At 55.1% G+C, this 12,465-nt stretch carries 14 protein-coding genes; 13 read left to right on the top strand and 1 reads right to left on the bottom strand.

Annotated elements, in window-relative coordinates:
* The first annotated feature begins 3 nt into the window (after positions 1-3).
* The 13 genes from M3A44_03300 (at position 4) to M3A44_03240 (ending at position 11,162) form a co-directional block, all read left to right on the top strand.
* Positions 4-513, top strand: coding sequence for a c-type cytochrome (locus tag M3A44_03300; GenBank protein ID MEQ6340684.1), 510 nt, complete (start codon positions 4-6; stop codon positions 511-513).
* Positions 510-1,034: a hypothetical protein gene (locus M3A44_03295; GenBank protein MEQ6340683.1), complete on the top strand. Its 525-nt coding sequence runs from the start codon at positions 510-512 to the stop codon at positions 1,032-1,034. The genes M3A44_03300 and M3A44_03295 overlap by 4 nt, the downstream gene beginning before the upstream one ends.
* Before the next feature lie 101 nt (positions 1,035-1,135).
* Positions 1,136-2,095 (top strand): formylglycine-generating enzyme family protein, encoded by a 960-nt coding sequence (locus M3A44_03290; GenBank protein MEQ6340682.1) that lies wholly within the window; start codon positions 1,136-1,138, stop codon positions 2,093-2,095.
* 15 nt (positions 2,096-2,110) lie between these two features.
* Positions 2,111-2,350 (top strand): hypothetical protein, encoded by a 240-nt coding sequence (locus tag M3A44_03285; protein MEQ6340681.1) that lies wholly within the window; start codon positions 2,111-2,113, stop codon positions 2,348-2,350.
* A 15-nt stretch (positions 2,351-2,365) separates the two neighbouring features.
* On the top strand, positions 2,366-2,809 hold the full coding sequence (locus M3A44_03280; GenBank protein MEQ6340680.1) for a hypothetical protein: 444 nt from the start codon (positions 2,366-2,368) through the stop codon (positions 2,807-2,809).
* Between the two features lie 30 nt (positions 2,810-2,839).
* A complete protein-coding gene (locus tag M3A44_03275) occupies positions 2,840-5,572 on the top strand; it encodes a fused MFS/spermidine synthase (GenBank protein MEQ6340679.1) in 2,733 nt (910 codons plus the stop codon).
* A gap of 488 nt (positions 5,573-6,060) precedes the next feature.
* Positions 6,061-6,471: a 30S ribosomal protein S6 gene (rpsF, locus tag M3A44_03270; protein ID MEQ6340678.1), complete on the top strand. Its 411-nt coding sequence runs from the start codon at positions 6,061-6,063 to the stop codon at positions 6,469-6,471.
* A gap of 48 nt (positions 6,472-6,519) precedes the next feature.
* Complete coding sequence (gene rpsR / locus M3A44_03265; GenBank protein MEQ6340677.1) at positions 6,520-6,744, top strand: 30S ribosomal protein S18; 225 nt, start codon at positions 6,520-6,522, stop codon at positions 6,742-6,744.
* Positions 6,745-6,861: 117 nt separating this feature from the next.
* Positions 6,862-7,800: a DUF2232 domain-containing protein gene (locus M3A44_03260; protein ID MEQ6340676.1), complete on the top strand. Its 939-nt coding sequence runs from the start codon at positions 6,862-6,864 to the stop codon at positions 7,798-7,800.
* 39 nt (positions 7,801-7,839) lie between these two features.
* Positions 7,840-8,289 carry a 50S ribosomal protein L9 gene (gene rplI, locus M3A44_03255; GenBank protein ID MEQ6340675.1) on the top strand — a complete coding sequence of 150 codons (450 nt, stop codon included), beginning with the start codon at positions 7,840-7,842 and terminating at the stop codon, positions 8,287-8,289.
* A gap of 82 nt (positions 8,290-8,371) precedes the next feature.
* A complete protein-coding gene (dnaB, locus tag M3A44_03250; GenBank protein MEQ6340674.1) occupies positions 8,372-9,763 on the top strand; it encodes a replicative DNA helicase in 1,392 nt (463 codons plus the stop codon).
* Positions 9,764-10,867, top strand: a complete 1,104-nt coding sequence (alr, locus tag M3A44_03245; GenBank protein MEQ6340673.1) for an alanine racemase — start codon at positions 9,764-9,766, stop codon at positions 10,865-10,867.
* A complete protein-coding gene (locus M3A44_03240; protein MEQ6340672.1) occupies positions 10,860-11,162 on the top strand; it encodes a Dabb family protein in 303 nt (100 codons plus the stop codon). The genes alr and M3A44_03240 overlap by 8 nt, the downstream gene beginning before the upstream one ends.
* An 83-nt stretch (positions 11,163-11,245) precedes the next feature.
* Here the strand turns inward: M3A44_03240 and M3A44_03235 are convergent, their stop codons facing one another.
* Positions 11,246-12,412, bottom strand: a complete 1,167-nt coding sequence (locus tag M3A44_03235; protein ID MEQ6340671.1) for an IS4 family transposase — start codon at positions 12,410-12,412, stop codon at positions 11,246-11,248.
* Between the last annotated feature and the right edge of the window lie 53 nt (positions 12,413-12,465).

Here is a 12,465-nt window from a genome sequence, read left to right as displayed (position 1 = left end):
CAAATGCGTAAAGGCGAGAAAGGCATTCTTGCCGTTATTGCTGTATTGTCTGTGGTGCTGGTGGGCCATAAAATATGGCAATTGAGTACCGAAAAAAAAGAGGTGGATCGTGGCATCCCCTTTTATTCAGCGGCGTCTTCCAAGTTGGAGGTTGCAGGTTCCGATCTTTATCGCCGCCTTGAATGTAAAAACTGCCACTCGTTGTGGAGCGTGCGTGATATGAGTGCTAATGTGCCGGCCCCGGCATTGGATGGCATTGGTTCATTGCGTGATGAACAGTGGTTTTATACGTATTTCTCTGCCGAGAATCCTCAGGTGATTCTGCCTACGCGATTGAAGAAGATGTATAAAATGCCTTCTTATGCGCATCTTTCCGAGGATGAGCGTAAAGTCCTCGCTTCTTATATGGCTAGCCTTAAGGTGCAGGACTGGTATTTGGAAGAGACTAAAAAGGCAGAGTTTGAAAAGCTGACAGGCAAACCTTATCTCGCAGCAGGTAAAACGCCCCAATGAACGGGAAAATAAAAATTAGACTTCTTGATGTTCTAGTCGCGGCTGCTGCCGTAACGGTGGGAGTTTTAATTAATGTTATTGGTGATAGTTGGACAGGTGTCCAGTTGCATTTATTTTTCGGAATTGATTACTTCACCTATGATTGGGCTATCACCCTCTTTTTTATACCGTTTGTTGCCGGGCTCCCCGTTGCGCTGATTTATGGGTTTGGGGGTAAGCTATTGGCATTTTTTGTGCCTTTTATTGTGCAGGGGTATAAGTATCTGGACGCATTTTACGGTGGCGCCGTGATGCCGGAGGGTGCCAGGCTGCTTCCTGTTGTCTACTGGGCGTTGGTTGTTCTAATTGCCATGGAGTTCGCTGGTCTCGGTGGATTGGTGGGTGAGGTTATTATAAAGAAGACCTATGGGCGTACCCCCAGGCATTTGCGCTACAGGATTTACAAAAAAGCAGGCGGCGACGAGTTGGTTCCTGAGAGCTTGCCAGTTACCGATGGTGTCCCGTCTGGAGTAGACAAGTGAGGTCGGGTGGGATACGTGGTGGGCGAGTTGCTACACCAGTGCAGATTGCTATACGCAAACGGTATATTGCGGCGACTTTGGTTTCATGTGTTGCCTTGACCATGATCTTTGCAACTTTGCATGTAGTGAAGCTCGGCTCCAACCGCATGGCGGATATGCGCAGTAAAGCCTCTTACGATCTCAAGGAGATGCATAGCAAGATCCGGGCAGCAGGTGAGGATATAACCCTTAACAAGAACAAAGCGAAAGCGGGGCCTGTGGCGGCAGCTTACACGCTAGCCGAGGTGGAGGCGCTGCTGACGCCTGAACAGTGGCGTGAAGTGGATTCGATGCTGTCGATCCCCGCTGGTGAATTTGCGATGGGGACGGATCGTGAGCGTGATGATATGCAAAACCGTCCGCAGCATCGCGTTGTATTAAAAACCTATCTGATTGACAAATACCCGGTAACCAACGCCCAATATGCGCGTTTTGTGGCGGCGGGTCATCGGCCGCCTCTGAATTGGCGTAAGGGCAGGATTCCCGAGGGCACCGAGCTGCATCCTGTGACGATGGTGTCGTGGTTTGATGCGGTGAGTTACGCAAAATGGGCGGGGAAACGCTTGCCCACTGAAGCGGAGTGGGAGAAGGCAGCGCGCGGCGTGGATGGACGGCGCTGGCCATGGGGGGATAAAATGGACCCGACGCGATTGAATACCTATTATTCAGTAGGCTCAACCACGCCCGTAACAGCTTATCCTTCAGGAGCAAGTCCCTATGGGGTGCTTGGTATGGCGGGCAATGTCAGTCAGTGGGTTGAAAATGATCTGCTGCCGTATGCGGGCAGTGATGCGCCGGAGGATGTTTTTAAGGCCAAGGTTGCTCAAATAAATTCGGCGGCGGACAGGTCGCTGAAAGTTGTCGATTTGGTGCCCACAGAAAAACGCTACAAGGTTCTGCGCGGCGGCTCTTGGAAGAGCGATCCATTTTCCACCTCGACATATCACCGGAATTTTTCCTGGCCTTATGCTGCGTCCGATTTTTTTGGGTTTCGTTGCGCTAAAGACGCTGGCTCCTCCTGATATGAGGCGGTACTTATGAAAAAATATGTTGGTTTAATGGGCGCTTTTTCGCTGCTGGTGTTGTCAGATTCTGCCCTGGCATTAGATAGCTACCGCTATTTGCATGTTACGATTGATACCCCTTGGTTCATTTTTCTGTTTCTGTTGCCCATGGTGTTGGGTCCCATCATTATTATTGCGATCCTTTATTGGTATTTTGCCATGCGTAAGCGTGCGGAGGGGGCTGAGGTAGCCAAGGAGCCAGAGGAGGCGTAGCAGGTTTGTTCCAAGATGAAAGTCATCGTTGACCAAAGCCCCGTACGGGGCTTTTTAATATGTGCCGGAGTTGGAAGCATGACAGCAGCAAGTTGCCGCATGATGAGTGCCAGTAAAAGCTGGTTGGTTTTATTCCTTGTGGCGATTTTTACGGGTGTGCTGGCCTCGCCGCCGGTCAGTGCAAATGCAAATGAAAGTCACGAGGTGATGCAATCCTTTGTCAACAAGGAGCAAACTGTCGGCAAAGATGTTTTGATTGCTGACAAAAAGAAGCACCAGATTTTATTTGTCATGGGTATCCTGCTGCTGATTGGCATTATTGGCGCTGCCGCGTTTGGTATCGCAATGGCCGTGTTTGGCAAGCAAGTTTTTGTTGCGCATATGGTATTTGCGGGATTCAGCGTCTTTCTGGCGATTGCCCATGCTGTTACCGCAATTGTCTGGTTCTTTCCTTTCTGAAGCGCTTTTTGCTTAATTTAAAAAAACCTCATGCAAGTTGATCAGGCGCTCAATCCCGAATTGAGCGGTTTCTCTCCACAAGCCAGTGTCCCCCGTCTTTGGGTTTGGGTGCTGATCCTGCTCTATTTTGTCTCTGGCCTTACCAGTCTTGCCTATGAAGTCTTGTGGGCTCGCATGTTGGGCTTGCAGTTTGGCGTCAGCATTTTCGGTGTGGTGGTGACGGTTGCCACCTTCATGGCTGGCCTTGGTCTGGGCAGTTTGCTGGGAGTGAGGTTTGCACGCAACATACGGGCGCCGCTGGTGGCTTTTGCCGCGCTGGAGGTTGGGATTGCTCTCTATGCCTTGTGCATGCCGTGGATGCAGCAGATGTTCGATGGCTGGCTGGGTGTGTACGCTGCGCAGGCGAGCCTCACGGCCTGGTATGTATTGCAATCCCTGACTGCATTGGTGTTGCTCTTTATCCCGGCGCTGGCGATGGGGGCGGGATTCCCTCTGGTGCTGAGGGTGCTTGCGGGCGGCGCCGCATCACCCAGCGTCTCATTAGGCAAGATCTATGGCTTCAATGCTGTGGGTGGCGCGGTGGGAGCGTTATTGCCCTTGCTGCTGTTGCCATGGCTGGGATGGTCTAGCGCGGTGCAGGTGGTTGCTGGCATCGGCTTGTGTGTGGGCATAGCGGCATTTTTTCTGTCCTTTACGCCACTGACGAATGCCGCGACCGCGAAGGAAAACCCAGAGGGAGGCGTTGCGCGGTTATCTTTCGTGTCGCTTGCTGCCTATGCTGGTGTGGGCGCGGCGGCATTGATGCTGCAGGTGGGTTGGACGCGTCTGTTCGGCATGATCCTGCTGCGTACCGAGTATGTGCTGGCAGTACTGTTGGCAGTGTTCCTGGTGGGTATTGGTCTGGGTAGTCTGGCGGCACGGCACATGCGCGGTGTGCGCTGGTTTGCCGTTCTGCCATTGCTAGGGGGCAGTTTTAGCCTGCTGGGTCTGTGGCTGGTGCCGAAGTTGGCGGGATGGGTCGAACAAGCACATTTTTCATCCCTCGCGGGTGCATTGTGGTGGCAAGGCCTGGCTGTCGCCGCGCTGACCTTGCCGGTGACGTTTATACTCGGCGCGTGGTTGCCATTGCTCAATAGCCGGCTGGGGGATCAGCATGGCACGGGGTCGTGGCTGTATGGCGTCAATTCGCTCGGTGCGGCGTTGGGTGCGGTGCTGGCGGGATTCGTGCTCATACCCTGGCTGGGAACCATGGCCACTCTGTGCGTGGCGGCAGTTGCATTGTTCGCGTGCGGCATGGCGTGGGCTGATGGACGCTGGCCCTGGCTGGCTATGCTTGGCGTAGTGGTGCTGGCGGGGGTGGGCAGGGTGTATGAACTGCCTGCGGTGAGTGCGCTGCTGCCCGTGACTCAGGCGGGCAGCCAGGATGTTTATGTGCATGAAGACGCCATATCCATTACGCACGTTGTGGAGCGGATCGACGATCAGCGTTTGTTGCTGGCCGATTTGCAACGTATGGACGCATCTTCCGATCCCGCTGCTGTCGAGGCGCAGCAAAATCAGGCCCGTCTGCCATTGATGCTGCACCCCGCGCCGCGCTCGGTACTGTTTCTTGGCTTGGGCACGGGGATATCTGCGGCGGGATCGCTGCCGTACCCGCAATTGTCACGCAAGGCAGTGGAGCTTTCGCAGGGGGCTATTACAGCGGCGGCGCAGTGGTTTGCGCCGGTGAATCAGAATGTGATGGGCAAGCTGGCTGTGACGCGAGATGACGCGCGGCGCTTTTTACGCCGGGACACAGGGCATTACGATGTCATTATCGGCGATTTGTTTCATCCCGATCTGGTTGGGCATAGCGCCTTGTTATCCGTGCAACAGTTTCAGCGCGCCCGTGACAGGTTGACGGAAAATGGGTTGTTTGTGCAGTGGCTGGCGCTCAATCAGTTTGATGCCGGATCGCTGGATATTATTTTCCGCAGTTTTCGACAGGTTTTCCCCGGCGCGGTCATTTTTATGGACGGTTTCCGTGTCGCGCTGGTAGGTCCGAAGGATGTTGTGCAGGGCGCGCCCGCCTTGCTCGCAAATTTGGGCCGTCTGGCGCAAGCCGGGCAGTCCGCCGCGACGGGCGGGGAGGGCGCATGGACATGGCTGGGCCGGTACTGGGGACCGATTCCGCCGAGTGTGGGTCCGGTGCAAGACGAATGGGCGCCGCAGATCGAATACCGTTTACCGCGCGCGCGATACCGTGATGCATTTAATCTTGATGCGTTATTGTCTAGGCTGCTGGGGCAGCGGCCTGGCTTGATGCAGGCAGCGCTCGCCTTGAATGTGCCGGCTAATGCCATGCAGGAATTCGAGCGCAGCTATGTGGCCTCTTTTTTGGCGGTGAGAAGCTGGGTCGCCGCTCTACGGGGTGATAATACGGGCGAAGCGCAGCGTCTGATGCGCCTCGCCTTTGAAGCCAATCCCCGTGATCGCTGGATTGGTTTTGATCTGGCCGACAAAATGCTGGCGACATTGCCGCAGGCGCTGGATCACGGTATGAACAAACGGCAGGCGTTGCAGGCTATTTTGAAGGTGCGTCCAGATCATGCCGAGGCCTTACGGGCTTTATGGCGCGTGGAGAAGGATGCCGGCGATGGTAAAATGGCGGCCTTATATCGTGCCCGGCTCAAGGTGGTCAGCCCCCTGGATCGTGATATTTATGACCTTGGGATGGGGCAGGCGCAGAAAAAGCTCCGGCCTTCGTTGTCAGTTCAAAATTAGCAAGTCTTGATAATCGCTGAAATAAAAAAGCCCGGCATTGCCGGGCTTTTTTATTCAGGGCCGTAACGAGCGTTAGCCCTTCTTGCCTTTTCTTCCGGCTATATCCTTGAAAGCGGCGCTTGCGATCAAGCCTGAGCCAAAGATCAGGAAGCCAAATATCGCCAAAGGAATCAGAATGTTGATGCCAATATTTTGAACCATTACTTACACCCTCCCATCATTGTGTGTTTGGCGGTTTGTCAGATCTAACCAACCTCGGTTATATATAAAGCATTGGAATGGGAAACGCAATGCTTTTTTAGCTTTTTCTGCGTGTACTCTTCCTGGCGGCGGAGTTAAACAAATTGCATGGTTTGCAAGGAGTAATGTACAATGTCCGGCTTAGTTGGTTGTAGTTGTTTGTTTATGTAAATTTTCACTCCTTGCCTTCCCGCGTCATTTCAATAGCAAAGGCGTAGAAGGCTGCTATAAACCGTAAGGAGAATTCAATGAAGCATTATGAAATCGTGTTTCTGGTCCATCCAGACCAGAGTGAGCAGGTTCCCGCCATGATCGAGCGTTATCGCTCGACTATCGAATCCAAGGGTGGGGCAATCCATCGCCTTGAAGACTGGGGTCGCCGTCAGTTGGCTTACCCGATCAATAAGGTCCATAAGGCACATTATGTGCTGATGAATATCGAATGCGGCACAGAGACTATCAGCGAACTCACCAGTGCCTTCCGCTTCAACGACGCTGTGCTGCGTAATCTGGTTGTCTCATGCAGCGAAGCGATCACCACGCCATCGCTTTTGGCCAAATCTACTGAGGACCGTGAAGATCGTGAGGTCAAGTTCCGGCCGGATGTTGAAGAGATCGCCGAAGAAGTCGAGGGCGATCTGGCAGTGGCGGCAGAGTAAGCTGCGACCCTTGCATCACAATTGATTCGATAGATCTGGAGATTATTTATGTCGCGTTTTTTCCGTCGCAGAAAGTTTTGCCGCTTTACCGCTGAAAAAGTCAAAGAAATTGATTACAAAGATATCGCCGTATTGAAGAACTACGTCACGGAGACTGGCAAGATTGTGCCGAGCCGTATTACCGGAACCCGTGCCAGATATCAGCGGCAGTTGACCACCGCCATCAAGCGCGCACGTTATCTGGCATTGCTGCCCTATTGCGACGCGCATTGATTGCGGAAGGCGCGGGGAGTTTTTGTTAAGCTCTGCGCCTTTATTTCCTGGGGCTGTGCTGGTGACGATAGGTTTCGTGGCGTCGGCGTGATTTGATACGAGCGCGAGCGCGGTTTGATGCAAAAATTTGCCGCATTTATTATGCGCGGCCGTATCCAGGCGATGCTGGTAGCGGCGCTGTTTGGCATCCTCTCTTTGTTGTTGCCATTCGCGCAGCCCTTGATGACCGTTGTGAGTGGGGCCGTGGTTGCCTTGGTGGCGCTGCGTCTTGGCGCGCGGGAAGGCGTCTTTGTCGTTATAGGGGCGGCGCTAGGGGTGTCGGCGCTTACCTTGGTGACACTGGGGAATCCGGCACCGGGGCTGGTGTTTGCAGCGGTGATTTGGCTGCCGGTGTGGCTGCTGGCACTGCTATTGCGAGCCACCGTTTCCCTGGCGCTGGCTTTTCAGGCGGCAGCGCTGCTGGGTGGGTTGATCGTTCTCGCCGTGTATGCGGTGCTGCCTGATCCGGCGGCATGGTGGGGCAAGATGTTTGAGGCCGTTATGCTCCCTGCGATGCAGCAGGCGGGTATGGGCGATGCCGATCAGGTACGGCAGGTGCTGGGCGCCGTGTTGTCGCGCATGACCGGTATACTGGCTGGGGCGCAGGTGTTGACCCTGTTGTTCAGTCTGGTAATCGCGCGCTGGTGGCAGGCGTTGCTCTACAATCCAGGTGGTTTCGGGAGTGAATATAACGCTCTTCGCCTGGGGGATCGCCTGGCCTATCCGGCCTTGATTGTGCTTGGCGCGGGCCTGTTTGTTTCGGGCAGTATCGGTGATGCTGCGAAAGACCTGCTGGTGGTGCTGACCGGGGTGTATATGTTGCAAGGGCTTGCAGTAGCGCATGGCGTGGCCGCGGCTGCCAAGGCAAACCCAGCGTGGTTGATGGCCCTTTATACCTTGATGGCGATTTTACTGCCTTTTGTGGCAGTGGCGCTGGCTGGTGTGGGTCTTGCTGACAATTGGTTGAATATCCGATCTTATTTTGGCGTTAACCGGAAGCCGCCCGCTGAAGGTTGAACAGTTTTTATTATCACTGCGTGAGTGAGGTATTGTGAGATGGATTTGATTCTTCTTGAGAAAGTTCAGAATTTGGGTGTTTTGGGTGAAGTGGTGTCAGTCAAGCCTGGCTATGGCCGGAATTACCTGATCCCGCGTGGCAAGGCGGCGGTTGCTACCCCTGAGAATCGTGCCAAATATGAAGCGCGCCGTGCTGAGCTGGAAAAGGCAGCGGCCGAGGTGCTGGCATCCGCTCAGGCGCGTGCTGCAGCGCTGGTTGACAAAGTTGTCACGGTGCGCAGCCAGGCGGGCGAGGGAGGCCGGCTATTTGGCTCCGTAGGTACGCGCGATATCGCCGAGGCGGTGACCGCCGCCGGTGTCGCCGTTGAGAAGCATGAAGTGCGACTCCCCGCAGGGGCGCTGCGCCAAGTGGGTGAGTATGATGTCGAGATTCACCTGCACCCAGATGTTAATGCCCAGGTGAAGATTGTCATAGCGCCTGAGGCGTAATCAGAGGCTAGGGATCAAGAGACGGGGATCAGTGAAAGCAATTTCGAGCTGATACTGATCCCCGCTATCTTTTTCCTAAAATATGCACGACTTAGCCTTCGCAACAAGATCCCCCGATGTGGCGACCGAGGCGCTGAAGGTCCCGCCGAATTCGATTGAGGCTGAACAAGCCGTCATCGGCGGCCTGATGCTCGAGAACAGCGCCTGGGATCAGGTGGCTGACATGGTGGTCGAGGAGGATTTTTATCGCCGCGATCATCGCCTGATATTCCGCGCTATCGTCGATCTCTCCAGTCGCAACACTCCTTTCGATGTAATTACTCTCTCCGAACGGCTCGAAGCCATCAGCGAGTTGGAGAATGCCGGTGGCTTGGCCTATCTTGGTATGCTCGCCAAGAATACCCCCACCGCCGCCAATATCAAAGCCTACGCCGCCATTGTGCGCGAGCGTTCGGTATTTCGTCAGTTAATCCGCGTTGGTACAGAGATCGCCAACAGCGCGTACGCGGCGGAGGGGCGTGATAGCCCCGAATTGCTCGATAACGCGGAAAAGCTGGTGTTTGAAATCGCCGAGCGGGGCGCGCGCGGCAAGCGCGGCTTTACTTCGATCAAGGATTTGTTGGTCAAGGCGGTGGATCGTATCGATACCCTGTTCCAGCAGGACAACCCGATCACTGGTATTCCCACCGGATTTAGCGATTTTGATGAGATGACTTCCGGCCTGCAGCGCTCGGATCTTGTTATTGTCGCTGGCCGCCCGTCAATGGGCAAAACTACATTTGCGATGAACTTGGCGGAGCATGCCGCGATCAAGACCGGCCTGCCAGTGGCGGTGTTCAGCATGGAAATGCCTGGCGAGCAGCTGGCGATGCGTATGATGTCGTCACTGGGACGCATCGATCAGCACAAGCTGCGCACCGGCAAGCTTGATGACGACGACTGGCCGCGTGTTACCTCGGCGGTGGGGATACTTGCCGAAGCCCCGCTATTTATCGACGATACACCAGCGCTGACACCCACCGACCTGCGCGCGCGCGCGCGTCGTCTGGCGCGTGAGCACGGCCTGGGCATGATCGTTATCGACTATCTGCAGTTGATGCAGGTGTTGGGCAATAAGGAAAACCGTGCCACCGAGATCTCGGAAATCTCGCGTTCTCTCAAGTCGCTGGCCAAGGAATTGAGTGTCCCGGTAGTCGCGCTGTCACAGCTCAACCGCAGCCTGGAGCAGCGCCCCAACAAGCGCCCGGTGATGTCGGACCTGCGCGAATCCGGCGCTATCGAACAGGATGCGGATTTGATCGTGTTCATTTATCGTGACGAGGTTTATAACACGGATAGCCAGGACAAGGGCACGGCGGAGATCATCATCGCCAAGCAGCGTAATGGTCCCATCGGTACCACGCGCTTGACCTTCCTCGGGCAATACACGCGATTTGAAAACTTCACATCCAACCGCTACAACGATGGCGAGTAAATGGCGCGTGCTGCTGCGGCGCTGATCGATCTGGATGCGTTGCGGCACAACCTGCAGCGCGTGCGCGAGGCGGCGCCGGGACGCCATGTGATGGCCATCATCAAGGCCAACGGCTACGGGCACGGCATGGTGCGCGTGGCGCGCGCGCTGACCCATGCCGATACCAGCGCCGATGCCTTTGGCGTGGCAAGCATCGATGAGGCCATCGTGCTGCGCGAGGCTGGCATCGATACCCCGATCACTCTACTGGAAGGTTTTTTTGAGGCGCAGGAGCTGGCGCTGATCCAGCATCACCGCCTTGGTGTGGTGATACATCACGCCGCGCAGCTCGACATTCTCGAAGCGCATCCCTTATCGACACCCATCCCCACGTGGCTCAAAATCGACTCAGGCATGCACCGGCTGGGCTTTGCCCCGGAAAACGCGCAGAATGCCTGGCGGCGTCTCAAGGCATGCCGCTGGGTAGCTAACCCGATCCGTCTGATGACCCATCTCGCCAGTGCCGATGACCGCCATAGTTCGCAGACGCTACGTCAGTTGGCCTGCTTTAGTGCCGCAATCGCCGGCATCGAAGGTGAGCGCAGCATCGCCAATTCGGCGGGGATACTCGGCTGGCCGCAGACCCATGCCGATTGGGTGCGCCCAGGCATTATGCTGTACGGTGTGTCGCCTTTCGTTGTTGGCGTGGCGGTAAGTGATAATCTCAAGCCGGTGATGACACTCACTTCCAAACTTATCTCCGTAAACCACTTCAAAAAGGGTGATGCGATTGGTTATGCGGCATCCTGGGTGTGCCCGCAGGATATGCCGGTAGGGGTCGTCGCGATTGGCTACGGCGACGGCTATCCACGCCACGCCACGCCGGGTACGCCGGTGCTGGTCAATGGTAAGCGGGTACCGCTGATCGGGCGCGTGTCTATGGATATGATCACCGTCGATTTGAGCAGTCAACCCAACGCGCAGATTGGTGACCCGGTGACGTTGTGGGGGAAAGGGTTGCCGGTGGAAGAAGTGGCGCATTGTGCCTCGACCATTCCTTACCAATTATTGTGCGGGGTGACGCAGCGGGTGAAAATAGTCGAGAGCGGAGAAAGGTATGATTAAACACATTGTGTTGTGGAAACTCAAAGAAACCGCCGCAGGTCGTAGCGCGGCGGAGAATGCCCTGGAAGTAAAGCGGCGTTTGGAGGCGCTTAACGGGCAGATCCCCGGCATGTTGCGCCTTGAGGTTGGAATAGATTTCAGCAAGGAGGATGCGTCATCCGATGTCGCGCTCTATTCCGAGTTCGAGAGCAGGGCGGCGCTGGATGTATATCAAAGCCATCCGCTGCACGAAGAGGTCAAGGGGTTTGTGATGGCGGTGCGCTCGGAACGGCGTCTGGTTGATTATGAGGTTTGAGGGCGGGTTTTTTGCGCCAAGATAATAACGCGCAGCATATCATGTTGTTTATTAATAACATGTTTACAGAAGTGTCCGGTAATTTAATTGAATAGATTCAATTGGTTATTGTCTTTCTGCATGCTCATTTGCGTCTCCGCATTTTTAAGTAATTGATCGAGTGGCGTTTTCTCGAAAAGAGTCAGGCTCAAAATCTGTAGGATTGTGTAAAGCGAAGCCTCGGTATTGAGCCGCTTTTTCACGATGGCGACCACGACGTAAACCGCGATGGCGATCCATATTTGCGTCTTGACTGCATTCTCGGTGGTGCCATAGAACCGCTTGATTCGAAGATGCTGTTTGATCCACTTGAAGAATAGCTCGACCTGCCAGCGGCAACGATAAAGCTGAGCGATGGTCAGCGCAGGCAGGTCGAAGTTGTTGGTCAGAAAGACCAGAAACCTGTCGTGTTCGGCATCGTAGAACTTGATGCGTCGCAGGTGCTGCGGGTAATCCTTGCTGGCCTTGCGAGCAGTCAATGCAATGGTCTGGTCGCAGCGCAGTCCAGTGGACTTGTCCACGGTGCGAGAGTAGACGCGACGAAAGAGCAGATTGGATTTGCCACGGATGACAAAGAACGCCTGTGCTTGATGCAGGGTGAACCAGCGAGCGAAGTCGGTGAAGCCACGATCCATGATGTAAAAGCTGCCGGCTTCGGGTATCAGGATATCGAGCACATTGACCTCGTGCATCTTGCCATCGCTGATGTGGATGAAGGTTGGAATGTTGCCGCGCAGGTCGAGCAGCGTATGCATCTTGACGGCAGCTTTGGTGGAGCGGAAGCGTGCCCACGGAAAGACGCTCAAGCACAGGTCGATGGTCGTGGTATCGAGTGCGTAGACCGTCTGTTCCAGTTCGACCGCAAAGCTGTCGCTGGCGTAAAGCTTTCTGGCGGTCTGGATTAAGCTCATCGCGAAATCCGCGTAGATGCGACAGTCGCGTTGCTCGTTGGCATCGGCCAGCGTGCTCTTGGCGATGTTGCCTCGTATGCCCAAGTGATAGAGCTTGGCTTGGTGGGCGCGCAGACAGGTTTCGATGTCGCGCAGGCTTTCGCGGTAAGTCAGCTGCGCGAACGCCATGCAGAGAAATTGATCGAGATGCGAAAAAGTCTTGGTGGGATATTTGGAAGGGTAGCGCTGCACGCAGCGACGGAATGTGTGAAGGGGCAAATGCTCCATGAGTTGTGCGAACACCAACTGGCCTGAATACATGACGGAAACTCCTGGGGGGAAAGCCCCAGTTTCCCAAAAAATTCACGTTCAAG

This window comes from Gammaproteobacteria bacterium, from assembly GCA_040183005.1.
Taxonomy (GTDB): Bacteria; Pseudomonadota; Gammaproteobacteria.
The sequence above is the reverse complement of the archived record's forward strand: the minus strand, read 5'-3'. Positions and strand labels throughout refer to the sequence as shown.

Coding starts and splice junctions, on each gene's coding strand:
- M3A44_03300 (MEQ6340684.1), top strand. CDS start 4: ATGCGTAAAGGCGAGAAAGGCATTCTTGCCGTTATTGCTGTATTGTCT.
- M3A44_03295 (MEQ6340683.1), top strand. CDS start 510: ATGAACGGGAAAATAAAAATTAGACTTCTTGATGTTCTAGTCGCGGCT.
- M3A44_03290 (MEQ6340682.1), top strand. CDS start 1,136: ATGATCTTTGCAACTTTGCATGTAGTGAAGCTCGGCTCCAACCGCATG.
- M3A44_03285 (MEQ6340681.1), top strand. CDS start 2,111: ATGAAAAAATATGTTGGTTTAATGGGCGCTTTTTCGCTGCTGGTGTTG.
- M3A44_03280 (MEQ6340680.1), top strand. CDS start 2,366: ATGAAAGTCATCGTTGACCAAAGCCCCGTACGGGGCTTTTTAATATGT.
- M3A44_03275 (MEQ6340679.1), top strand. CDS start 2,840: ATGCAAGTTGATCAGGCGCTCAATCCCGAATTGAGCGGTTTCTCTCCA.
- rpsF (MEQ6340678.1), top strand. CDS start 6,061: ATGAAGCATTATGAAATCGTGTTTCTGGTCCATCCAGACCAGAGTGAG.
- rpsR (MEQ6340677.1), top strand. CDS start 6,520: ATGTCGCGTTTTTTCCGTCGCAGAAAGTTTTGCCGCTTTACCGCTGAA.
- M3A44_03260 (MEQ6340676.1), top strand. CDS start 6,862: ATGCAAAAATTTGCCGCATTTATTATGCGCGGCCGTATCCAGGCGATG.
- rplI (MEQ6340675.1), top strand. CDS start 7,840: ATGGATTTGATTCTTCTTGAGAAAGTTCAGAATTTGGGTGTTTTGGGT.
- dnaB (MEQ6340674.1), top strand. CDS start 8,372: ATGCACGACTTAGCCTTCGCAACAAGATCCCCCGATGTGGCGACCGAG.
- alr (MEQ6340673.1), top strand. CDS start 9,764: ATGGCGCGTGCTGCTGCGGCGCTGATCGATCTGGATGCGTTGCGGCAC.
- M3A44_03240 (MEQ6340672.1), top strand. CDS start 10,860: ATGATTAAACACATTGTGTTGTGGAAACTCAAAGAAACCGCCGCAGGT.
- M3A44_03235 (MEQ6340671.1), bottom strand. CDS start 12,412: ATGTATTCAGGCCAGTTGGTGTTCGCACAACTCATGGAGCATTTGCCC.